Genomic DNA, 21,233 nt, shown 5'->3' with positions numbered 1-21,233 from the left:
GTCTCCTGTTAACGCCGGACGACAGCACACGGCCGACAGCAGGAGGCACCCCACCGTGGCGGCAGACGACACACGCGGCGACGAGATCCGCGGCGCGGCGCAGGGCAGCGCCCCCGTCCCCCTCTCCGTACTGGACCTGGTCACCGTGGGGGCCGGCCGCACCGCCTCCGACGCGCTGCGCACCAGCGTCGACCTGGTCCGCCTCGCGGAGGCCCGCGGCTTCCACCGCTACTGGGTCGCCGAGCACCACTCCATGCCGGGCGTGGCCTCCTCGTCCCCCGCCGTGATCCTGGCCCACCTCGCCGCCCACACCGGCCGCATCCGCCTCGGCTCGGGCGGTGTGATGCTGCCCAACCACGCCCCGCTCGTGATCGCCGAGCAGTTCGGGACGCTGGAGGCGATGGCCCCGGGCCGGATCGACCTCGGCCTCGGCCGCGCGCCGGGCACGGACGGCGCCACGGCCGCCGCCCTGCGCCGCACCGACCGGCTGAACGAGGGCGCCGACGACTTCCCCCAGCAGCTCGCCGAGCTGACCCGGTTCCTCGACGACGACTTCCCCGACGGGCACCCCTACCGCCGTATCCACGCCGTACCGGGCCCGGTCCAGGCGACCAGCCCCGGCGGCGTCCAGTCCCCGCACCGCCCGCCCCTCTGGCTGCTCGGCTCCTCCGGCTTCAGCGCCCGGCTGGCCGGTGTCCTGGGACTGCCGTTCGCCTTCGCCCACCACTTCTCGGCGCAGAACACCGTCCCGGCCCTGGACCTGTACCGGGAGTCCTTCCAGCCGTCCGCCGTGCTCGACGAGCCGTACGCCCTCATCGGCGTCTCCGCCCTCGCCGCCGACGAGGAGAAGGAGGCCCGCCGGCAGGTGCTGGCCGCCGCCCTCAGCATGGTCCGGCTGCGCACCGGACGCCCCGGCCTCGTGCCCAGCCCGGAGGAGGCGGAGGCCTACGAGTTCAGCCCCGTGGAGCGCGACTTCGTCGACTCCTGGAACGCCAACGTCATCCACGGCACCCCGGACGAGGTCCGCTCCGGCCTGGACGACCTCGCCAAGCGCACCGGCGCCGACGAGCTGATGATCACGGCCAACGCACACGGCGGCGACGTACGCCTGCGCTCCTACGAGCTGATCGCCGACGCCTACGGTTTGCCGACACCCGCCTCGGTCTGAACGTCCGGCGTCCCCAGCAGCTCGGAGATGCGGTCCGGCGACACCGGGCGGGAGTAGAGCCAGCCCTGTCCGGTGTCGCAGCCGATGCGCCGCAGCCGGGTCGCCTGCGCCGAGGTCTCCACGCACTCGGCCGTGACGGTCAGCCCGAGCCGGTGGGCGAGCTGGATCATCGCCTCGACCACGACCTCGTCGGCCGGGTTCGGGCGGGTGGCCGAGTCCCGGTCGTCGTACTGGAAGCCCCGGACGAAGGAACCGTCCAGCTTCAGCACCGACACCGGCAGGCGGCTCAGGTACGCCAGGTTCGAGTAGCCCGTGCCGAAGTCGTCGATGGCGATGCGTACGCCCATGTCGCTGAGCGCCTTCAGGGCCTGCAACGGCCGGCCCGCCGAGCCCATCACCGCCGACTCGGTGAGCTCCAGCTGAAGCAGGCCCGGCGCAAGGCCGGTCTCCGCGAGGGTCTCGGCCACGTCCGCCACCAGGTCGGAGTCCCACACCTGCCGGACCGCCACGTTGACGCTGACGAAGATCGGCGGCTCGTCCGGGTGGTCGAGCTGCCAGCGGCGCGCCTGCCGGCAGGCCGTGCGCAGCACCCAGCGGCCCAGCGGAACGATGGAACCGTCCTCCTCGGCCAGTCCGATGAACCGATTCGGCGTCAGTACGCCGAACTGGGGATGGTTCCAGCGGACGAGCGCCTCGACCCCGTGCAGCCGGTCGTCCTCCATGCCGACCAGCGGCTGGTACTCGAGCTGGAACTCACCCCGGTCGATGGCCGGCCGGAGCGTGGAGACGAGGGCCTGACGGGTCATGCGGTGGGCGTTGCGCTCCGGGTCGAACAGCGTCCAGCGGGACTTGCCGTCGGCCTTCGCCCAGTAGAGGGTCGTGTCGGCGTCCTGCACCAGCGCGGTCGCGGTGGTTCCCGCCGCGTGCCGCTCCACCACCCCGATCGACGCCGAGACCGACAACCGCCGGCCGGAGATGTCGAACGGGTCCTGGATCGCCTCCAGTACCGACTCGGCGAGCTCGGCCAGTTGTTCGGTGCCGGTGGAGTCCTCGACGAGCAGCGCGAACTCGTCCCCGCCGAGCCGCGCCACCAGCGGAGCGCTGGTGCGTGAGTGACCGGACGCGTCCGCGCAGCGCGTGAGGCGCTCGGCGACGGCGGCCAGCAGCCGGTCGCCCACCCGGTGTCCGAGGGTGTCGTTGATGGCCTTGAAGCCGTCCAGGTCCAGGTAGCACAGCCCGATCCGGCCGGTGCCGCTCTGCTCGTACGACTCGGCCTCCAGCGCGGCCGAAAGCCGTTCGAAGAACAGCGTGCGGTTGGGCAGCCGGGTCACCGGATCGTGCATCTGCAAGTGCCGCAGCCGGGCCTGGAGTTCGCGGCGGCCGCTGATGTCGGCGACCGACAGCAGCACGCCCCGGTCCTCGGCGGGCAGCGGCGCGACCGTCACCTGCACCCACAGCGAGTGCCCGTCGGGGTGCTTGAGGCGGCGCGTGCAGCGCAGCCGGGACTGCCGGCCGCGCAGCACCTCGCCGTAGGCGTGCCAGGTGCGGGCGTCGGAGGTGAGGTCGACCAGGTCGGCTGCGACGGACCCGGCGAGCTCGTCGGGGGAGGTGCCGAGCAGCGCGGCGAGCGCGTCGTTGGCGCTGACCACCGTCCCCGCGCGGTCGACGACGGCCATGGCGAGCGGAGCGGCCGTGAAGACGGAGCGGTACGGCGGACGCGACGGGGGCTCGGTACGGGGAGACGTGTCGATCTCACTCTCTGTGACGACCGGCCGGTCGAGGTCTGCCGCGGGCGCCGGCCCTTCGAAGGTTCCGCTCACCGCTCGCTCCCGCATGTATTCGATCTCTGTCCGTGCAGGAAAGGTCAGGAAAGTGTGCCGATCATAGAGGCTGGCCCCAGGGCCTTCCAGCCGGTGTCCAGTGTCCCCGGTCAACCCGCCCTTCTGCCAGATCGTTTCTGCTCAGCCCTGGACGGCTTCTTCAGGCCCCCGACCAGTTGTGACGTTCTGTGAGTGTTTCCAGGGCATCGGCTTCCGCAAACTTTCGGCTCCTTCACCCGACTGGTGCAGGCAAACAGGGCGCAGTACGACAAATCACAACAGGCTGGGTGCGGTGTCCCGTGAACCGCACCCGGAGGTGGCCGTGCCGCGTCAGTTCCCGCGCGCCCGACTGCGCAGCACCGCGGCCGTGTTCACCACCATGTCGGCCCTCGCCGCGACCTCCCTCGGCACCGGGTTCTCGGCCGCCGAGCCCGACTCGGCCGAACCCTGCGCCCTGACCCGCACCGACGCCCACCACTCGGAGGGCCTGGACACCTGGAACGCCGCCTATCCCCGCCCGGCCCGGGCCCTGGACGCGGTCATGGTCTTCCTGTCCTTCCCGGACGCCCACCCGCTGACCACGCCGCAGGAGCTGACCGCCGACCACTTCCCGGCCACCACCCGCTTCTTCGAACGTGCCTCCTACGGCCGCTTCACCCTGCGCCCGCACCCGCTGCGGAACTGGATCCAGATGCCGAAGCCGTCCACGGCGTACGACATACAGCGCGACTGGAGCGCCACGCACCGGGCCGCCTACCTGCGGGACGCGCTGACCGCGGCCGACCCGCAGGTCGACTTCTCGCGCTACGACGTCGTGTACTTCGTCGCCGACCCGGACGCACCCGGCGTGGACTCCGACGCGACCAAGGTGGTGAACCTCACCGCCCCGCTGCGGGCCGACGGCGCCGACCTGCGCCGGGTCGTGACGGTGTTCGAGCGGCATCCCCCGGACCGGCTCGTCCTCGCCCACGAGACCGGGCACGTCTTCGACCTGCCCGACCTCTACCACCGGCCGGTGGACGGCAAGGGCGACTGGGACACGCACGTCGGCGACTGGGACCTGATGGGCAGCCAGTTCGGACTGGCCCCGGACCTGTTCGGCTGGCACAAGTGGAAGCTGGGCTGGCTGGACCAGCGGCAGGTGCGGTGCGTGCAGGACGCCGGGCCCGCCCGGCTGACCCTGGAGCCGCTGGCGGCGGGGCCCGGAGTGGCCGTGACGGGTGCCGCCGGAGCGCCGACCTTCGGGCTGGGGCGGGGCACCAAGCTGGCGGTGGTGCGCACGGGCCGCGACAGCGTGCTCGCCTTCGAGGCGCGCGGGCCGGTGGGCAACGACCTCGGCGCGTGCCGGCAGGGGGTGCTGGTGTACCGGGTGCGGGGCGAGGCCCAGTCCGGCGGTGGGCCCATCGAGGTGATCGATGCCCATCCGCGCACCGACGCCTGCTGGGAGAACTCGGTCTACCCGCCCCTCGCGGACGCGCCCATCGGCGTCGGGGAGAGCTTCACCGTGCCGGGGGAGGGGGTGCGGGTGGAGGTGGAGGGGAGGACCGCCTCGGGGGCGTGGACGGTGAAGATCACGGCCGGGCGTTGAGGGGGCATGCGAAAGGCCCCTCGCTCGCGCGAGAGGCCTTTGCTGTCTGTGCGCCGCCAGGGACTCGAACCCCGGACCCGCTGATTAAGAGTCAGCTGCTCTAACCAACTGAGCTAGCGGCGCCTGCTGACGTCGTAGACCTTAGCACCCTGGTCGGCGGGAGGAAAAATCGATATCCGCACGGCGGAGCGGGCCGCCCGGACGGCCGCCCAGAGCAGTACCTCGGGGCCGGGGAGCCAGGGCTGACGGGTGTCGGGGGCGACGAGCCAGCGGGCGGGGGAGGCCGTCTCCGCGGGGGGCGGCACGGTCACCGCGTCGCCGGTGCCATGGCAGAGAAGCGGGGGGACGGCGGCGGTGCGCCGGGCCTCCCCGGTGTCCCGGGGGCGGGCGCCCCACTCCTCCCACTCCAGCAGTGCCGGCAGCCGCTGGGCCGTGCCCGGCGCGGCGAACAGCAGCATCCGGCCCCGGTACTCCGCGACCGGACCCGAGCCGGGGCCGTCGTCCCACAGCCGGTCGAGCATCCGCCGCCCGAACATCGCGGGCGCGCTGACCACGTCGAACACCGAGCCGCAGGGCAGCACGACCGGCGCGTCCGGGCGCTCCTCCCAGAGGGCGAGCGTGCTCCGGGGATACGTTCCTGCCGAAGCGAGCCAGGCGGCTCCGTCCGGGGTGACGTGTGAGGCGTTCCATGCGCTGCTCATGCCGCCCATGTCTACCGGCGGTGAGTACGCGGTTCCCGAGGGTTGCGGGAAAACGGGACAGGAGGGGGTGGGAGGGAGTATCTTGCCCGCCTGGCATATGCCACGTAGATCGGCAAGGCTGCAGCGGCCGGTCTCACACCGGGTCGACGGGCCCCCGGCCCTCGCTGCCGCCGCGCATCAGGTCCCGGCCGAACTCGACCATCTTCTTGGCGTAGTCCTCGGTCCACTCGGCCCGCTCGGCGATGTCCGCCGCCGTCAGCCGGTCGAACCGCCGTGGATCGGCCAGCTGGGCCGCCGCCACCGCCTGGTACTCCACCGCCCGGTCCGCCGCGGCCCGGAACGCCAGCGTCAGCTCCGTCGCGCGGGCCAGCAGCGCGCGGGGGTCGTCGATCGACTCGAGGTCGAAGAAGTGCTCAGGATCGGAGGCCGCCTCCGCGGGCTCGAAGAGCAGGGGCGCGGGGCGTAGCCGCGGTTCGTTCCGACGCGGCGTGGGCTCCGCCATGTCTTCTCCTCCTCGTACGTCGCGCTGACCCTCCCGGTGGAGTGGGCCACCGTCCATTGTCTCGCGGGCGCGCAAGTGGGCATCGCGATAGTGGTACGGCGCCCACACCACCCGGCGTTCGCCCACAAGCGGGTTACGGACGCCACACCAGCCGATGTTCGGCCAGATCGCGGAGCAGCCCGCAGGCGGATGTGTGTTTGGGACGGGTCAGGGCCGCCACACCACCCGGTGCTCCGCCAGCCGAGCCAGCACCGCGTGGTTCGCCTCCCACCCGTCCGGGAACTTCACCACTGTCCCCAGCTGTACCGGCTCCGTCGACGGATAGTCGTCCAGGAGGTCGCTCACACCTGCCCGGCAGACCACGATGCACGCGTGCCGGTGGCGGGAGGCCAGGACGCAGAGGCGGCCCGTCTCCAGGTGGAAGGCGGTGGCGTCGGGGCGGCCGGAGAGGGGGTGGAGGACGACCGTGACGTCGTACTCACGGCCCTGCAGCCGGTTCGCCGTGTCCACGATCACGTCCTTGACGCCGAGGCCGGCCAGTGCCGCGCGCACCGCCGCCGCCTGGTCCCGGTGGGCCGTGCCCACGGCGACCCGGTCGGCCGTCAGGGGCGACGGGTCCGGTGAGCGTTCCGACGTCGCCGCGCCGCCCCGGTCCAGCAGACGTCGTACGACCATGGCCACCGCCCGTACCGCCTCCGGGTCCGTGCGCGGGGTGTGCCGCGCGGGCAGCTCCAGCAGGCCCCAGCCCGACTCGGCCGCCTCGTCGATCACCCGGTCGGGGCCCGAGCGGTCCGACGGCACGGCGAAGGACAGGCCGCGGTCGCCGGGGCCGGTGCCGCTGCGGAACGGCGTGTACGGGTAGAACGCGTCCGAGACCAGGGGCGCCGCGGACGCCGGAAGCCGCCAGGAGACCGGCAGCCGATGCTGCGGCAGGTCCGGGTTGTGCGCGAGCAGCGTCGTGACCGCCGAGGCCGACGGGTCGTACGTGAGGCCCGCCCACTGCTCGCCGCCGACGATCGAGAACGGGTCCAGCTGCCCCGGGTCGCCCACGAACAGCGCCCGCTCGAACAGCCCGGCCACCGCGAGCAGCGCGTCCGAGCGCATCTGGTACGCCTCGTCGACGATCGCGTGCCGCCACGGTTCGTCGACCTTGACGTGCCCCCATTTCGCCGCGGTCGAGATCACCACGGCCAGCCCGGCGAGGTCGGCCGCCTTCGCCGACTTGCGGACGTTCTGCAGATCGTCGAGCGCCCTGTCGTACGGGTCGGCGTCACTGCTGTGCAGCCGCCCGACCGGCAGCTCGGGGTTCTTCTCGGCGAGCCGCAGGACCAGGTCGTCGACCTGGGCGTTGGTCTGTGCGACCACCATCAGCGGATGGCCGGCCTCGGCCAGTTCCAGGGCGGCCCGGACGACGAGCGTGGACTTGCCGGCACCGGGCGGCGAGTCCACGACGACACCGCGCGCGGTGCCCTGCAGCGTGTCGTGGAGGATCGCGTCGGTGGCCCGGCCCGCGGCGGCCGAAGGGTCGAACACCGTGGTCACAGCACATCCTCCTCGGTCACCGGGTCCGCCGCCTCCAGGGTCGCCTCACCGGGCGGCCCGCCGTGCGTCCACGGCGTCTCCTCCGGGTCCGGCAGCTTCGCCCCGCCCCGCTGCTCGTGCTCGAAGAGCGTGAAACAGACCCGGTCGCCCTTCTCCGGCACCGACCCCGGCTCGGGCTCCTTGCCGCGGCCCATCTTGTCGAGGACCCGCAGCACCACGTACGCGCCGTTCTCCTCGACCCCGACGAACTCCGCCGACTGCGGCTTCCCGCCCAGCGACCGGTACACCTTCGTCCGCTCCCCAAGGTGCGGCCGGTCGTCCGTCCGGACCGTGACCAGGGGCCGCGGGCTGGGCCGCTTGCCCTCGCTGTACGCCATCACGACATCGGTGACCTCGCCCGCGAACGCCTCCCCGGACAGCCGCCGCCCCGCCATCACCAGCGGGTCGTCGAGGGCCTCCTGCGCCTCCAGCCGGGCCTGCTCGCGCTCGCGCGTGGCGAGCTTGTTCGCGGCGGTGACGGCGTCGTCGCGGCGCGGCTGCGGCGGCTCACCGGCCAGGACCCGGTCCCGGTGGCCGGTGAACGACCAGCGGTCGCGTGTCCACCGCTCCTCGACATGCGCCCCCGCGGGCAGCTCACGCAGCAGGTCCAGCCCCCGCCACACCGCGTCCCAGGTGGGCCGGGTGCGGCTGAACACCAGGTCGCGGATCTCCCGCTCGGCGGCGGTCAGCACCCCGAACCGGTCGTCGGCCTGCAAGCCGTCCTCGGCCGAGGCGAGGGCCGTGCGGGCACGGTCGTAGCGCTCGATGGCCGGGGCGAGCAGCTTGTTGTCGAACGCCGGGTCGGTGGCGGGACCGGCCGGGGGACACGTCAGCTGGCCCCGCTCGTCCCGCTCCAGCTCGGCCCGCAGCGCCGCCTCGGCGCCAAAGACGCCCTCCGGCGGATCGATCCAGGCGAGCAGCGCCCCGAGGTGCTGGTCCTCCAGTGTCGACTGCCCGGTCGCCCAGTGCCGGCCGAGGACGTCGGTCACGGCCAGCAGCAGCGAGGAGCCGGGCACCCGGGCCCGCTCCCCGAAGTGCGTCAGCCACCGCCCGAGCAACGGCACCCGCGGCGGCGCCGGATAAGGGGCCTCCGGGTCCTGCTCGGCCGTACGCCGGAAGCGCGTGGAGCGCCCCAGCAGCCGCACCAGGTCGATGCCCGCCCGGCTCGGCACGATCAGCTGCGGGGCGTCCGCGCACAGGTCGACCTCGACCTTGACCCGCTTGCCCGTCTCCGGATCGGTCTCGGTGCGCTCGGCGGCTTCCACCACCTCGGCGTACGCATCGACGTACGGCAGCACCACATCGGCGAGTTCGGCCAGGAACGCGAACCTGAGGTCGCGGTCGCGGGGCTGCGGGACGGCCAGCAGCCGCGGCGCATCCCGGTCGGTGCCGACCAGCGCGCCGAGCGGGGCGCCGGTCTCACCGGCGGTGGTGAGCGGCACGAACACCAGCGGGTGGTCGGACAGGTGCCGGTGCCGGACCGTCGCGGCGGGCTGGGCACGGCCCGTGCTGACGGCCTCGAGCCGGGCCAGGGTGGAGATCAGCGACACGCCGCCTCCAGCGCCCTGGGCGCTCCGCCTCCGGGGCGCCTCAGCCGGTGTCGAGGGGACGATCGTGCTCGACCCTTCGGGCCTCCGCGCGCTCGCCCCCTCGACACCGGCGCGCCCCTCCGGCTCCGCGCGTGCCTCGGCACGCAGGGCCGCCGCCCGCCTGAGAGCCGCCACGGCAGGATCGCCGGGGTCGCCCGCCTCGCCGCGGGCCGCCGCGAGGACGTCCTCCACGGTCGTCAGCCCGCCCAGCTCCGCCCGCACCGGGCGGCCCAGCGAGGTCACCGCACCCGCCTCACGGGACCGGGTCCGGCAGTGGAAGGCCAGCTCGCACGTGGACAGGCACTCCGGCGCGTACGCCGCCGGGACCGACTCCACGGCGGCCGTCAGCTCGTCGCCGGGCAACTCGGGGGAGAAGCACGTGCCCTCGGGGAGCGCCTCGGCGATGTCCTCGATGCGGGTGAGCCTGGCCAGCTGGCGGGCCGTCACCGCACGCTGCTTACGGATGTCGACGGCGGACGCCGCCGGCAGGTTGGAGAAGTCCCGGGGGCAGACGAGGAGGATCCGGTGCCGCACGCGCGGGGAGGACTCCAGCCGGGCCGCCACCTCCTCCAGCGCCAGCACGTACACCGCCGCCTGCCGGGCCGCCGCCCCGACCTTCGCAGGGTCGGCCGAACCGTCCAGCAGCGGGAAGGACTTGATCTCGACCACGGTCCAGCTGCCGTCCGGATGCACCACCACCGCATCCGGTTCCAGGAACGCCGGGGAGCCCGCGACGTCCAGCGCGAGCATCGGGTGGTCCAGCAGCGTCCACGCGCCCGAGTGCTCGGTGGCCTCCCGCAGCTCCAGCTCCGTACGGGCCGTACGCCCCTGGGGGCCGCTCGCGGTCAGGTCGGGCACGCGCGCCTGGTCGGGCGGCTCGGCCGTCCGGTCGAGCTTCTCGTGCACCAGCCGCAGCAGCTCCGCACCGCCGTCGGCCTTGACCTTCGCCTCGAACGCGTTGCCCCGCGTGAGCGCGAACTGAGACTGGCCGAAGACCGAGGGCGAGCCCAGCGCGCTCGCCAGATCCGCCTTGTTCACCCCGGCGCCGTCGAGGATCGCGCGCCGCGCACAACCGGGGTTGGCGGCGAGGGCCGCCAGTGCGCGCGCGTCCAGCGCCTTCGCGGGTACGTCCGGGCCGCGCAGCTCAGCGAGCCGGTGCCGGAGCGCCGTCCCCCGCGTCCTGGGGAGAGGCACTGCCGGCCTCGGCTCCCGCTCCGAGCCGCGACTCGCGCTGCCGTGGAATTCGCTCACCCGCGGAAGTCTGGCATCCGGCACTGACAATCGAGGAACCCGTGGCGGAAGAGGCCGCCGTGACCGGCGCGACTCGCGGTACGAACCGCCCCCTGACCCGGTCCGCCGCGCGCATCACGAACGGCGCCAGCAGCAGTCCGGCGCCCATGACGGCCGCGCCCGCGACCGCGTCGAGGAAGTAGTGGTTGGCGGTGCCCATGACCACGATGGTCGTGATCAGCGGGTAGGCGACACCGGCTGCCTTCGCCGTACGCGTGCCGCCGTAGCGCCAGAGCATCACTCCGCACCACAGGGCCCAGCCCACGTGCAGACTCGGCATGGCCGCGTACTGGTTGGTCATGCCCCCCATGCCGCGCGGGGCACTGGCCGCGCCGCCCCACCAGCCGTACGAGCTGTACTGCGCCATGGTGTCCACGAAGCCGTGACTCGCGTCGAGGAGCCGGGGCGGGCAGGTCGGCATCAGGGTGAAACCGATCAGGCCGATGAGAGTGGACGTCATCAGCCAGGTGCGCGCGGCGCGGTAGCGCACCGCACGCGAACGGAAGAGCCAGACGAGGATCACCGGCGTGACCAGGTAGTGCAGCGACGCGTACCAGAAGTCCGCCGGTATGCCTATCCAGGCCTCGCGGGTGAAGAGACGGTTGAGCGGGTGCTCGAAGTTGAGATACAGCGCCTTCTCGATGCGCAGGAGCGCCAGGCCGTTGTCGACCGCCCCGGAGACGTCGCCCCGGGCCAGGAGCCGGCCCGCCGTGTAGCACGCGTACACCAGCAGGATCAGTGGCAGCTCGGTCCACCAGCGCAGCCGGGGCGCAGGGGCCGCCTCGGTGCCCGGTGTCTCGGTGTGCGGCATCCGATCGCCCTCCCCCTTCGTCGTCACGCGGCTCCCGCCTGGCCGGTCGTGTCACCTTACGGCGTGTGTGCGCGCCCTGGGGGCGCCCTCCGGTCCTCGAAGACGCAGAGATCGCCCCCCGGGTTGCCCATGACCAGCGTGCGCGATGATGGACGGGTTCCGCTTGCGTTTTCCTCCCGGAAAGGTTCCCCATGGCTCCGCGCATCCTGCTGGCCCGCCACGGACAGACCGAATGGTCACTGTCCGGCAAGCACACCGGCAGGACCGATGTACCCCTCCTGGAGGAGGGCAGGCGCGGAGCCAAGCTGCTGGGCGAGCGCCTGCACCGGGCCCCCTACGACGGTCTGCCCGGTGTCGAGGTGCGGACCAGCCCGCTGGTACGCGCGCGTGAGACCTGCGAACTTGCCGGCTTCGGTGACCGTGCGCGCACCTGGGACGCGTTGCTGGAGTGGGACTACGGGGCGTACGAGGGCATGACCCCCGCGGACATCCAGGCCGTCCGGCCCGGCTGGCTCATCTGGCGCGACGGTGTCCCCGAGGGGGAGACGCTCGCGGAGGTCACGGCCCGGGCGGACGAGGTGGTCTCCTGGGCCCGCTCCGAGGACCGTGACGTCCTGGTCTTCGCCCACGGGCACGTCCTGCGCTCCCTCGGGGCGCGGTGGCTCGGCCTGCCGATCGACTTCGCGGCGCGGATACGGCTGAATCCGACGTCGTTGTCGGTGCTGGGGTGGGCGTACGGGGAGCCGGCGATCGAGAGCTGGAACGACTTGGGGCACCTGGTCTGACCGAGGCCGGGTTGGGTGCGCAACCCGGCGCTGCGGGGTGCCGCTGCACCCACCCTCCCCCAAGCTCTCGACTTCGCTCGAGCAGGGGGGACCCCCATCGCCCCAGCGGCACGACTGCCCGCAGTTAGGTCATCCGTGGCACTGACGCATGCCTCTCCAGGAACGCCGACACCCCCGAAGCCCGGCGATGCGGCAGCAGCACCCGTGCCGTGGCCGCCAGCATCGTCTGGATCCGGGACGACTGGACCTCCTCCAGCAGATCCAGCACCCGCATCCCCGCCAGGGCCGCCTCGTCCGGCCGCCCACCCCGCGCGAGGTCGTCCGCCAGCTCCGCCGTGTACAGCGCGATGTTCCGCTTGAAGTGCGGATCCTGCAGCTCCGCCGCCCGCCGCGCGTGCCGTGCCGCCCGGGGCCAGTCGCCGAGCGTGGACCAGCACTGCGCCTCCAGACCCTCCAGTTCGGCCTCTCCGTAGAAGGACATCCACTCGGGATCGGCGTCCGAGGGACCCCGTTCGAAGAGGGCCTGGGCCCGGGCCATGGCCTGCTCGCAGCCGACCCGGTCGGCGAGGCCCGCCCAGCCGCCCGCCTCGCGCAGCGCGAGCAGCGACATCAGCCGGGCCGAGCCCACCGGCCGGGCGACGCGCTGTGCGGCCTGGGCGGCCCGGACCGCCTCACGGGGCCTGCCCGCGTCGCGCGCGAGGAACGCCGTGTTGCAGAAGGCGTGCGCCTCCAGGCCCGGGTCGCCGGTCATCCGGGCGGTCGCCAGTGCCTCCGCGTAGTGGGAGCGGGCGTCGTCGAAGCGCCCCGAGTCATGGGCCAGCCAGCCCACGGAGATGGCCAGTTCACCGGCGCCCGAGTAGAGCCGGTCCGCCGTGGTCTGCCGGGTCGTGCCGGCGTCCAGCAGGGCGTAGGCGGCGCGCAGCGGGGCCGCGGCACGGCGGTAGAGGCCGTCGGCGCCGTGCCGGTCGTCGAGCAGCCGGATGCGGCGGACGGCTTCTTCCAGGGCGCCCGCGTCACTGGCCCCGGCGCGGCGCACGCGGCGTTGTGCCGCCGAGGCGTCGCGGGCGAGGCCGACGGGCCCCAGCGAGGCGGCGGCCACGGTGGCGCCCCCGGTCATGAATGCGCGACGTAGCACGTCGCTCTCCTCGTAGGTGTCGTGCGGGTGGTGCGGGTCGTACGGGTTCTCCCTTTCATACGGCTCACACGCTCCACTGGGTTCATGGGTGGCGTTCGCCGGGTTCGCGGCGCACGTAAGAGGCGTGTCCTCGGTGTCGCGCGCCCGGCGCCCGCGTACCGACGAGCGGGGCGCGAACCCCAGGTCGGTGAGCGTGCGGCCCGGGAACATGTGCCGGAACACCCGTTCGTAGGCGTAGTTGGGACAGCGGATCTCACCCGCCTCGACCCGGCCGATGTACCGCGCGTCACAGCTGACCTGTTCGCCGATCTCGAGTCCGGCCCGGCGGATCGCCGCGGCGAACTCGGCCGGTGAGCGCTGTCCGCGCAGTTGCCGGAAGGCGAGGTTGGGCCGCAGTGGCCGGTTGGGTTGAGACGAGGTCACCGTTGACGACGCCATGGCCGGGTCCTCTCGTGCGAACCGTCGAACCATGCCGGGTTCGGGGCAGCTTGTACGTGTTGTCCGTATGGTCTGCCCCGTGCCCGGCGGGCAAGAACGTACCTGCTGTGCCGGAGTCGCCACGCTGGGTTTGGCTACAAACCGGATATCTCATGCGTGATCTGCCATGAAGTGCCATCCTTTGCGGCCGACTTTCCCCGTAGCCCTTGACGCCCCGCCGCGTTGAACCCTGCGGACCGGGAGGCCCCCGACTTCCGACCGCTCGTCCAGACAGGGGTTCCGTGGTGGAGGCCGGGATGGCGACCAGCCAGATCAACGATCCTCGTACGCCGCCGAGTACGCCGGCGGCCGGCTGCGACGTGGTCACGGTGCCGGCCCGGCAGGGGCTGGAGGCGGTCGACATCCTGCGGCGCGGGACCGGTGAGGCGGTCGGGCCCGTGCTGCACGACGACGGCGGTGGCACACTCGGCTTCCTGGTACCGCCGGGGACGGCCGCGGCGTGGGACGTGCCGGGGAGTACGTGCACGGAGACCGACGGACGCGGACTGGTCCTGGCCCCCGAACCCCCGGTGCAGGGCTCGGACTGGCTGCTGCCGCCCGGCGAGGCGGACCTCGCGACGGATCCCGCGGTGCTGCGCAAGGCCCTGGGGGAGGCGGCCCGGACGATCAAGGCGGCGGACAGCTGCCGCTGACGCGACCGGACAGCACCGAGCCGCCGCTGCCCGCTGAAAAGCTGCCCCTGCCGCTGTCGCTGTCGCTGCCGCCCGAGCGTACGTTCTGCTTAGCCGCCCACCCTGATAATGACCCCATGGGAAAGTCCAGGGGCGGTCGGCGCAGGCAGGCCGGTGCGGAAGCCGTCGTCGAGAGAGTCGACGGCGGTCTGGCCGAGCTGATCCCCGACCGCGACCGGGCCCGGGCCTGGACCCTGCTGATCGACGGAGCCCCGCAGTCGCACGTCGACCTGGACGACCCGGCCTACCTGTCCTTCGAGTACCAGCGCCGGCTCGGGCACGTCATCGACCTCGTCGCCCCACCGGGCCGGCCCGTGCACGCCGTGCACCTCGGAGGCGGCGCGCTCACCCTCGCGCGGTACGTCGCCGCCACTCGCCCCCGCTCCACCCAGCAGGTCGTCGAGCGGGACGCCCCCCTCGTGCAACTGGTCCGCCGAGAGCTGCCGTTGGACGCGGGCAGCCGGGTCCGGGTGCGGTCCGTCGACGCCCGCGAGGGACTCGCCAAGGTGCCGGACGGCTGGGCCGACCTCGTCATCGCCGATGTCTTCAGCGGGGCCCGGACACCGGCACACCTGACCTCGACCGAGTTCCTCGACGAGGTACGCAGGGCCCTGAAGCCCGGCGGCGCCTATGCCGCCAACCTCGCCGACGGGCCGCCGCTCGTCCACCTGCGCGGCCAGATCGCCACCGCCGCCGCCCGTTTCGAGGAGCTCGCGCTGGTCGCCGATCCGGCGGTGCTGCGCGGCAAGCGCTTCGGGAACGCCGTCCTGGTCGCCTCCGACCACCCGCTGCCCGTCGCCGAACTGACCCGTCGCGCCGCCTCCGACCCGCACCCCGGCCGGGTCGAACACGGCAGGACGCTCACCGACTTCACCGGCGGGGCCGTACCCGTCACGGACACCGCCGCGGTGGCGTCCCCGGCGCCGCCCGCATCGGTGTTCAGATGACCCCTATCACCCCGTACGGCGCTCAGTAGGTCCCGATCTCCACGCGCGGCGGCCCGTCGTGCCAGGTGCAGAAGACCGACACCCGGTCCGCGCCCGAGGCGAACTCCACGCGGATCCACGACTCCGTCTTCCACACCTGCATCGACCAGCCCGAAGCCGGTGTCGCCGAGACGAGGGACGCGGAGACCGGCCCGAGGTCGAAGGCCGCCCGGCCGCCGTCGGTGTCGTAGCTCCGGATCTGACCGGTGGGGGAGGGACTCGCACTGGCCGGCTTCGAGGGGATGGGGCTCGGCTTGCGGGGCTCGGGCGGCGTCGCGCTCGGCTTCCGTGGCGCCGGACTCGTCCGCCGCGTCGGCGGCGCCAGTGCCTTCGACTCCTGCCGGGCCGCTTCGGCGGCCTTGACGGGCAGGGCGCGCGGCGGGTCGTAGACCGTGCCCGCCATCACCGTGTGCACACCCCACCACGACAGCGTGACCGCCGCGCCCGTGGCGAGCAGCCAGGCCAGTACGTGTACGAGTCCTCTGCGCATCGCGGGCCATACTGCCTCACGCGCCCCGCGAGTTGTCACCGAACAGGAGTCTCGCCAGGGCAGGTTGTCCCCAGGCGAGGAGTTGTCCACAGCCCCGCACCGGCTTGTTCGAAATGGCGTACGGTGCGGCGCATGGCAAGTGTGCTCGTGGTCGAGGACGACCAGTTCGTACGCTCCGCGCTCATCCGGCATCTGACCGACGCCTCGCACACCGTGCGCAGCGTCGGCACGGCGCTGGAGGCGCTGCGCGAGGTCGCCCACTTCCGCTTCGACGTGGTGATCCTGGACCTGGGACTGCCCGACCTCGACGGGTCCGAGGCCCTGAAGATGCTGCGCGGCATCACGGACGTCCCGGTCATCGTGGCCACCGCCCGGGACGACGAGGGGGAGATCGTGCGGCTGCTGAACGCGGGCGCGGACGACTACCTGACCAAGCCGTTCTCCGTCGAGCACCTGTCGGCCCGCATGGCGGCCGTGCTGCGCCGCGCCCGCTCCGGCGCGGCGGAGGGGGAGCCGTCCCCGGTGATCCGGGTCGGCGGCCTGACCGTCGACCCGCTGCGCCGGCAGGCCGAACTGGACGGCGGGCGACTCGACCTCACCCGCCGAGAGTTCGACCTGCTCGCTTTCCTGGCGCGGCGGCCCGGTGTGGTCGTCCCCCGCAAGGAACTGCTCGCCGAGGTGTGGCAGCAGTCGTACGGTGACGACCAGACCATCGACGTCCATCTGTCCTGGCTGCGCAGGAAGCTGGGCGAGACGGCCGCGAACCCGCGCTATCTGCACACCCTTCGGGGCGTCGGGGTGAAGCTCGAACCGCCGGGGGCGGAGGCGCCGCGATGAGGTGGGCCCTGGTCAAGGTGGCACTGGCGGTGACCTCCATGGTCGTGCTCGCCTTCGCGGTCCCCCTCGGACTCGTCATCCGCGAGCTGGCCCGGGACCGTGCCTTCTCGGGCGCCGAGCGCGAGGCCGCGGCCGTCGCCCCGGCCCTGTCCATCACCACCGACCGCGACCAGCTCGAACGGGTCGTCGCCGCCGCCGGTTCCGACTCCGGGATGGCGGTGCACATACCGGCGGGCGACGGTCAGGAGGCCCTCGAACTCGGGCGGCGGCGCGCCGCGGACGAGGACATCGCGGCCGTGCGGAAACTGGGCCGCGCCTCCACCACCGGCGTCGCGGGCGGCTCCACGCTGCTCCAGCCGGTCGCGCTCAGCACCGGTGAGATCGCGGTCGTCGAGGTGTACGTGCCGGAGGCCGAGGTCACCAACGGTGTGGGCACGGCGTGGGCGGTGCTCGCGGCGGTGGGTGTCGCGCTGGTCCTCGGCTCGGTCGCGGTCGCCGACCGGCTGGGCGTGCGGATGGTCCGGCCCGCCAAGCGCCTGGTGGAGGGGGCGCGGGAACTGGGGGAGGGCAAGCTCGGGGCCCGCGTGCCCGAGGAGGGGCCGACCGAACTGCGGCTCGCGGCGGTCGCGTTCAACTCGATGGCCGACCAGGTCGTCCAACTCCTGGCGAACGAGCGGGAGCTGGCGGCCGACCTGTCCCACCGGCTGCGCACACCCCTGACCGTGCTGCGGCTCAACACCGCCTCGCTCGGCGAGGGTCCGGCCGCCGACCAGACCCGGACCGCGGTCGAGCAGCTGGAGCGCGAGGTCGACACCATCATCCGTACGGCCCGGGAGGCCAAGCCGCAGACGGCCGCGGCCGGTCCGGGCGCCGGATGCGACGCGGCCGAGGTGGTCCGGGAGCGGATGGCGTTCTGGTCGGCGCTCGCGGAGGACGAGGGCCGCAAGTGGCGAGTGGCCGGGGCCGACCGGCCCGTGCGCATACCCGTGGCCCGTAGTGATCTGGCCGCCGCGCTCGACGCGCTGCTCGGCAACGTCTTCCGGCACACCCCGGAGGGCACCGCCTTCGCGGTCGACGTGCACAACGGCGAGGACGCGGTGATCGTCCTCGTCTCGGACGCGGGCGCCGGCATATCCGACCCGGAGGCGGCGATGGCGCGGGGCCGCGGCTCCGGGAGCGACGGCTCGACCGGGCTGGGCCTGGACATCGTGCGCCGGCTCGCGGAGTCGACCGGCGGGGATGTCCGGATCGGGTCCTCGGTGCTCGGCGGGACCGAGGTGCGGATCTGGATCCAGCCGGCCGGCCGGGCGCCGGTGGGCAGGGGGCACCGGCAGCTGCGGCGCAGGCGGCCGGGCAGGCTGGCCGCCGCCTTCAAGCAGCACTGATCCCTCCCTACCCGCGGGTCGGTCACGTTTCGACAAATGAATTCGACGCCTCTTGACGCATGAACGGACATACGGCTGTTATTGCGCCACCGTGTTCGGTCAAGTTGATTTCTGGTCGATTAAGACCAGGTTTCACGCCACACCCTCGTGGCCGAACCCTGCACCCAGGAGCCGTTCATGCACGACCACTCCCTCTCCGGACTGTCCCTCCCCGCCCCCAGCCGCCGCACCCTCCTGCGCGGCATGGGCGGCGCGGCCCTCCTCGGCGCGGGCATACCCCTGCTGAGCGCCTGCGGCGGCAGCGGCACCGCCGCGGACCCGAAGACGGTCACGCTCGGCTCGAACTCCTCGGACGCCGTCCCGAAGAAGGCGTTCGCCGAGATCTACGCCGCCTTCGCCAAGAAGTCCGGCATCAAGGTCGACGTGAACACCAAGGACCACAACACGTTCCAGGAGCAGATCAACTCCTACCTGCAGGGCACGCCCGACGACGTGTTCACCTGGTTCGCCGGCTACCGCATGCAGTTCTTCGCGGCGAAGAAGCTGGCCGCCCCGATCGACGACGTGTGGCAGAAGATCGGCGGGGACTTCCCCGACGCGATGAAGAAGCTCAGCAAGGGCGAGGACGGCAAGTACTACTTCGTGCCGCTGTACACGTACCCGTGGGCGGTCTTCTACCGCAAGAGCGTCTTCGCCCAGCACGGCTACAAGGTCCCCACCACCTGGGACGACTTCGTCGCCCTGTGCAAGCGGATGCAGAAGGACGGCCTGGTCCCGATCGCCTTCGGCGACAAGGACGCCTGGCCCGCCATGGGCACCTTCGACCAGATCAATTTCCGCACCAACGGCTACGACTTCCACGTCGACCTGATGGCGGGCAAGGCCTCCTGGAACGACCCCAAGGTGCGCAAGGTCTTCGACCACTGGACGGAGATCCTCCCCTACCACCAGCAGGGCGCGGTGGGCCGCACCTGGCAGGACGCGGCACAGACCCTGGTGGCGAAGAAGGCCGGCATGTATCTGCTGGGCACCTTCGTCGGCCAGCAGTTCACCAACAAGGCCGATCTGGACGATCTTGACTTCTTCGCCTTCCCGGAGATCGACCCGCAGTTCGGGCAGGACACCGTCGAGGCGCCCACCGACGGCTTCATGCTCTCCAAGGCCCCGAAGAACCGCGACGGCGCCGTCAAGCTCCTGGAGTACCTGGGCACCCCTGAGGCCGAGCTGATCTACCTCAAGGCCGACTCGAGCGTGGTGGCCGCCTCCACCAAGGCCGACACCTCCTCCTACACCGCGCTCCAGAAGAAGTCCTTCGAGATGATCTCCAGCGCCAAGAGCCTGACGCAGTTCATGGACCGCGACTCCCGGCCGGACTTCACCTCCACCGTGATGCAGCCCGCGCTGCAGAACTTCATCCGCAACCCCAAGAACGTCGACAGCATCCTCTCGTCGATCGAGCGCCAGAAGAAGACGATCTTCGCGTCCGCATGAGCACCGACACCACGAAGTCCCCGCAGGCGGCGCCCCTCGTGCCGCCTGCGGGCACCGCACCCGTCAAGAAGCGCCCCGCACACGGCCACGGCCGCCTGCTGACCCGTCGCGACCGCGTCACGCTCGGCCTGATGGCGGGGGTGCCGACGATCCTGCACGTCGCCCTGGTGTGGCTGACGGCGCTGGCCTCCATCGCGCTGGCCTTCACCACCTGGGACGGCATCGGCTTCGACTCCATCACGTGGGTCGGCCTGCAGAACTTCCGGGAACTGTTCACCAGCAACCCGCAGTTCTGGCCCGCCGTCGAGCACAACGTCATCTGGTTCGTCGTGCTGATCCTGCTGCCCACGCCCTTCGGCCTGTTCCTCGCCGTGCAGCTGGACAAACGGATCCGCTTCAGCCGCGTCTACCAGACCGCGTTCTTCCTGCCCGTCGTGGTCTCGCTCGCGGTCACCGGATTCGTCTGGCAGCTCGTCTACAACCCCGACACCGGCCTGATCAACAGCATCATCGGCGCCAACGAGCCCGGCCACTACATCGACTGGATCGGCAACCCGGACCTCAACCTGTGGGCCGTCCTGGTCGCCGCCTCCTGGCGGCACGCCGGCTACATGATGATCCTCTACCTGGCCGGCCTGAAGAGCGTCGACCCTTCCCTGCGCGAGGCCTCCGCCCTCGACGGCGCGAACGAATGGCAGACGTTCAAGAACGTCGTCTTCCCGACGCTGCGCCCGACCAACACCGTCGTCCTGGTCGTCACCATCATCGAGGCGCTGCGCGCCTTCGACCTGGTCTTCGTCTTCAACAAGGGCGCCCAGGGCACCGAACTGCTGTCGATCCTGGTGACCAACAACATCATCGGCGAGTCCAGCCGCATCGGATACGGCTCGGCCATCGCCGTCGTGCTGCTGGTGATCTCCCTCGCCGTGATCATCCCCTACCTGATCGCGACCTTCCGGAAGGAGCGGCGCGCATGAGCCACGCCCTGGTGAGCAAGCAGCGCACCCCCGTCCGCCCCGCCCGGATCCTGCTGCACACCTTCCTCGTCGTCACGGCCCTGGCCTGGCTCGCCCCCCTGCTGTGGGCCCTGCTCGCGGCCATGCGTCCGTACGCGGAGACCAGCACCAAGGGCTACGTCTCCTGGCCCGACAAGCTGAGCTTCGACAACTTCACGGCCGCCTTCCAGCAGTCGGACATGCTGCACTACCTCGGCAACACCCTGATCATCGCAGTGCCGGCCGTACTGCTCACGCTGCTGCTGTCCTCGATGGTCGCCTTCTACGTCAGCCGCTTCGACTTCCGGCTCAACCTGTTCCTGCTGCTGGTCTTCACGGCCGGCAACCTGCTGCCCCAGCAGGTCATCATCACCCCGCTGTACCGGCTGTACCTGCTGATCGACCTGCCCGGCATCACCATGAGCGGCAAGCTCTACGACTCCGCCCTCGGCCTGGTCCTGATCCACGTGGCGTTCCAGTCCGGCTTCTGCGCGTTCGTGCTCAGCAACTACATGCGCTCCCTGCCGCACGAGCTGACCGAGGCCGCCCTCGTCGACGGCGCCTCCGTCTGGCGGCTGTACTGGCAGATCGTCCTGCCGCTGTGCAAGCCCGCGATGGCCGCCCTCGCCACCCTCCTCTCCATCTGGATCTACAACGACTTCTTCTGGGCCATCGTCCTGATCTCCACCGGCCAGAACATGCCGATCACCTCGGCGCTGAACAACCTCTCCGGCCAGTACTTCACCGACCCCAACCTGGTCGCCGCCGGCGCCCTGCTCACCGCGATCCCGACCCTGATCGTGTACTTCGTGCTCCAGCGGCAGTTCGTCAGCGGCCTGACGCTGGGCGCCAACAAGGGCTGACCTCTTCCGAAAGCGGCCCGCTGACGACTGCGGCGAGTTTCCTACTT

Annotated in this window: 18 protein-coding genes and 1 tRNA gene; 10 read left to right on the top strand and 9 right to left on the bottom strand. The window is 72.2% G+C overall.

Translation table 11 applies throughout. The features are described from left to right. Positions 1-55: 55 nt before the first annotated feature. Positions 56-1,168, top strand: a complete 1,113-nt coding sequence (locus ABZ016_RS04055) for an LLM class flavin-dependent oxidoreductase (RefSeq protein ID WP_356914952.1) — start codon at positions 56-58, stop codon at positions 1,166-1,168. Here ABZ016_RS04055 and ABZ016_RS04050 read toward each other — a convergent pair. Next, the gene (locus ABZ016_RS04050; RefSeq protein WP_356914951.1) at positions 1,138-3,003 is read right to left on the bottom strand and encodes an EAL domain-containing protein; all 1,866 of its coding nucleotides are present in this window, start codon (positions 3,001-3,003) and stop codon (positions 1,138-1,140) included. The two genes, ABZ016_RS04055 and ABZ016_RS04050, sit on opposite strands and share 31 nt — an antisense overlap. A 277-nt stretch (positions 3,004-3,280) precedes the next feature. Between ABZ016_RS04050 and ABZ016_RS04045 the strand changes: the two genes are divergently transcribed. After that, a complete protein-coding gene (locus tag ABZ016_RS04045) occupies positions 3,281-4,576 on the top strand; it encodes a M6 family metalloprotease domain-containing protein (protein WP_356914950.1) in 1,296 nt (431 codons plus the stop codon). A 49-nt stretch (positions 4,577-4,625) separates the two neighbouring features. Here ABZ016_RS04045 and ABZ016_RS04040 read toward each other — a convergent pair. From ABZ016_RS04040 to ABZ016_RS04015, 6 genes are all read right to left on the bottom strand, one after another. After that, positions 4,626-4,699 (bottom strand) — tRNA-Lys (locus ABZ016_RS04040). Next, the gene (locus ABZ016_RS04035; RefSeq protein ID WP_356914949.1) at positions 4,690-5,277 is read right to left on the bottom strand and encodes a bifunctional DNA primase/polymerase; all 588 of its coding nucleotides are present in this window, start codon (positions 5,275-5,277) and stop codon (positions 4,690-4,692) included. Before ABZ016_RS04035 ends, ABZ016_RS04040 begins: the two co-directional genes overlap by 10 nt. A gap of 133 nt (positions 5,278-5,410) precedes the next feature. After that, positions 5,411-5,779: a hypothetical protein gene (locus ABZ016_RS04030; protein ID WP_356914948.1), complete on the bottom strand. Its 369-nt coding sequence runs from the start codon at positions 5,777-5,779 to the stop codon at positions 5,411-5,413. 207 nt (positions 5,780-5,986) lie between these two features. Continuing rightward, positions 5,987-7,321 carry an AAA family ATPase gene (locus ABZ016_RS04025; protein WP_356914947.1) on the bottom strand — a complete coding sequence of 445 codons (1,335 nt, stop codon included), beginning with the start codon at positions 7,319-7,321 and terminating at the stop codon, positions 5,987-5,989. Further along, positions 7,318-8,910: a hypothetical protein gene (locus ABZ016_RS04020; RefSeq protein ID WP_356915050.1), complete on the bottom strand. Its 1,593-nt coding sequence runs from the start codon at positions 8,908-8,910 to the stop codon at positions 7,318-7,320. Before ABZ016_RS04020 ends, ABZ016_RS04025 begins: the two co-directional genes overlap by 4 nt. A gap of 1,183 nt (positions 8,911-10,093) precedes the next feature. Next, positions 10,094-11,050 carry a phosphatase PAP2 family protein gene (locus ABZ016_RS04015; protein ID WP_356914946.1) on the bottom strand — a complete coding sequence of 319 codons (957 nt, stop codon included), beginning with the start codon at positions 11,048-11,050 and terminating at the stop codon, positions 10,094-10,096. A 191-nt stretch (positions 11,051-11,241) separates the two neighbouring features. Here ABZ016_RS04015 and ABZ016_RS04010 point away from each other — a divergent pair, with 191 nt between their 5' ends. Next, on the top strand, positions 11,242-11,835 hold the full coding sequence (locus ABZ016_RS04010) for a histidine phosphatase family protein (RefSeq protein ID WP_356914945.1): 594 nt from the start codon (positions 11,242-11,244) through the stop codon (positions 11,833-11,835). A 124-nt stretch (positions 11,836-11,959) separates the two neighbouring features. Here the strand turns inward: ABZ016_RS04010 and ABZ016_RS04005 are convergent, their stop codons facing one another. After that, positions 11,960-13,408, bottom strand: coding sequence for a hypothetical protein (locus ABZ016_RS04005; RefSeq protein WP_356914944.1), 1,449 nt, complete (start codon positions 13,406-13,408; stop codon positions 11,960-11,962). A 296-nt stretch (positions 13,409-13,704) separates the two neighbouring features. Between ABZ016_RS04005 and ABZ016_RS04000 the strand changes: the two genes are divergently transcribed. After that, positions 13,705-14,100, top strand: a complete 396-nt coding sequence (locus tag ABZ016_RS04000) for a hypothetical protein (RefSeq protein ID WP_356914943.1) — start codon at positions 13,705-13,707, stop codon at positions 14,098-14,100. 116 nt (positions 14,101-14,216) lie between these two features. Beyond that, positions 14,217-15,086: a fused MFS/spermidine synthase gene (locus tag ABZ016_RS03995; protein WP_356914942.1), complete on the top strand. Its 870-nt coding sequence runs from the start codon at positions 14,217-14,219 to the stop codon at positions 15,084-15,086. Positions 15,087-15,108: 22 nt separating this feature from the next. Here the strand turns inward: ABZ016_RS03995 and ABZ016_RS03990 are convergent, their stop codons facing one another. After that, positions 15,109-15,615 carry a hypothetical protein gene (locus ABZ016_RS03990; RefSeq protein WP_356914941.1) on the bottom strand — a complete coding sequence of 169 codons (507 nt, stop codon included), beginning with the start codon at positions 15,613-15,615 and terminating at the stop codon, positions 15,109-15,111. A gap of 132 nt (positions 15,616-15,747) precedes the next feature. On the opposite strand from ABZ016_RS03990, the gene ABZ016_RS03985 reads away from it, so the two are divergent. The 5 genes from ABZ016_RS03985 to ABZ016_RS03965 all read left to right on the top strand — a co-directional run bounded on the left by ABZ016_RS03985 (position 15,748) and on the right by ABZ016_RS03965 (position 21,186). Continuing rightward, on the top strand, positions 15,748-16,452 hold the full coding sequence (locus tag ABZ016_RS03985; RefSeq protein WP_356914940.1) for a response regulator transcription factor: 705 nt from the start codon (positions 15,748-15,750) through the stop codon (positions 16,450-16,452). After that, positions 16,449-17,837 carry a HAMP domain-containing sensor histidine kinase gene (locus ABZ016_RS03980; RefSeq protein WP_356914939.1) on the top strand — a complete coding sequence of 463 codons (1,389 nt, stop codon included), beginning with the start codon at positions 16,449-16,451 and terminating at the stop codon, positions 17,835-17,837. The genes ABZ016_RS03985 and ABZ016_RS03980 overlap by 4 nt, the downstream gene beginning before the upstream one ends. A gap of 177 nt (positions 17,838-18,014) precedes the next feature. Then, a complete protein-coding gene (locus ABZ016_RS03975) occupies positions 18,015-19,328 on the top strand; it encodes an ABC transporter substrate-binding protein (RefSeq protein ID WP_356914938.1) in 1,314 nt (437 codons plus the stop codon). Then, on the top strand, positions 19,325-20,305 hold the full coding sequence (locus ABZ016_RS03970) for a sugar ABC transporter permease (protein WP_356914937.1): 981 nt from the start codon (positions 19,325-19,327) through the stop codon (positions 20,303-20,305). Before ABZ016_RS03975 ends, ABZ016_RS03970 begins: the two co-directional genes overlap by 4 nt. Then, the gene (locus tag ABZ016_RS03965) at positions 20,302-21,186 is read left to right on the top strand and encodes a carbohydrate ABC transporter permease (RefSeq protein WP_356914936.1); all 885 of its coding nucleotides are present in this window, start codon (positions 20,302-20,304) and stop codon (positions 21,184-21,186) included. The genes ABZ016_RS03970 and ABZ016_RS03965 overlap by 4 nt, the downstream gene beginning before the upstream one ends. Positions 21,187-21,233 lie beyond the last annotated feature (47 nt).

Origin of the sequence: Streptomyces sp. NPDC006372 (genome assembly GCF_040612515.1) — a bacterium.
Taxonomy (GTDB): Bacteria; Actinomycetota; Actinomycetes; order Streptomycetales; family Streptomycetaceae; genus Streptomyces.
Note: the sequence above shows the minus strand (reverse complement) of the source record. Positions and strands in the feature narration are given on the sequence as shown.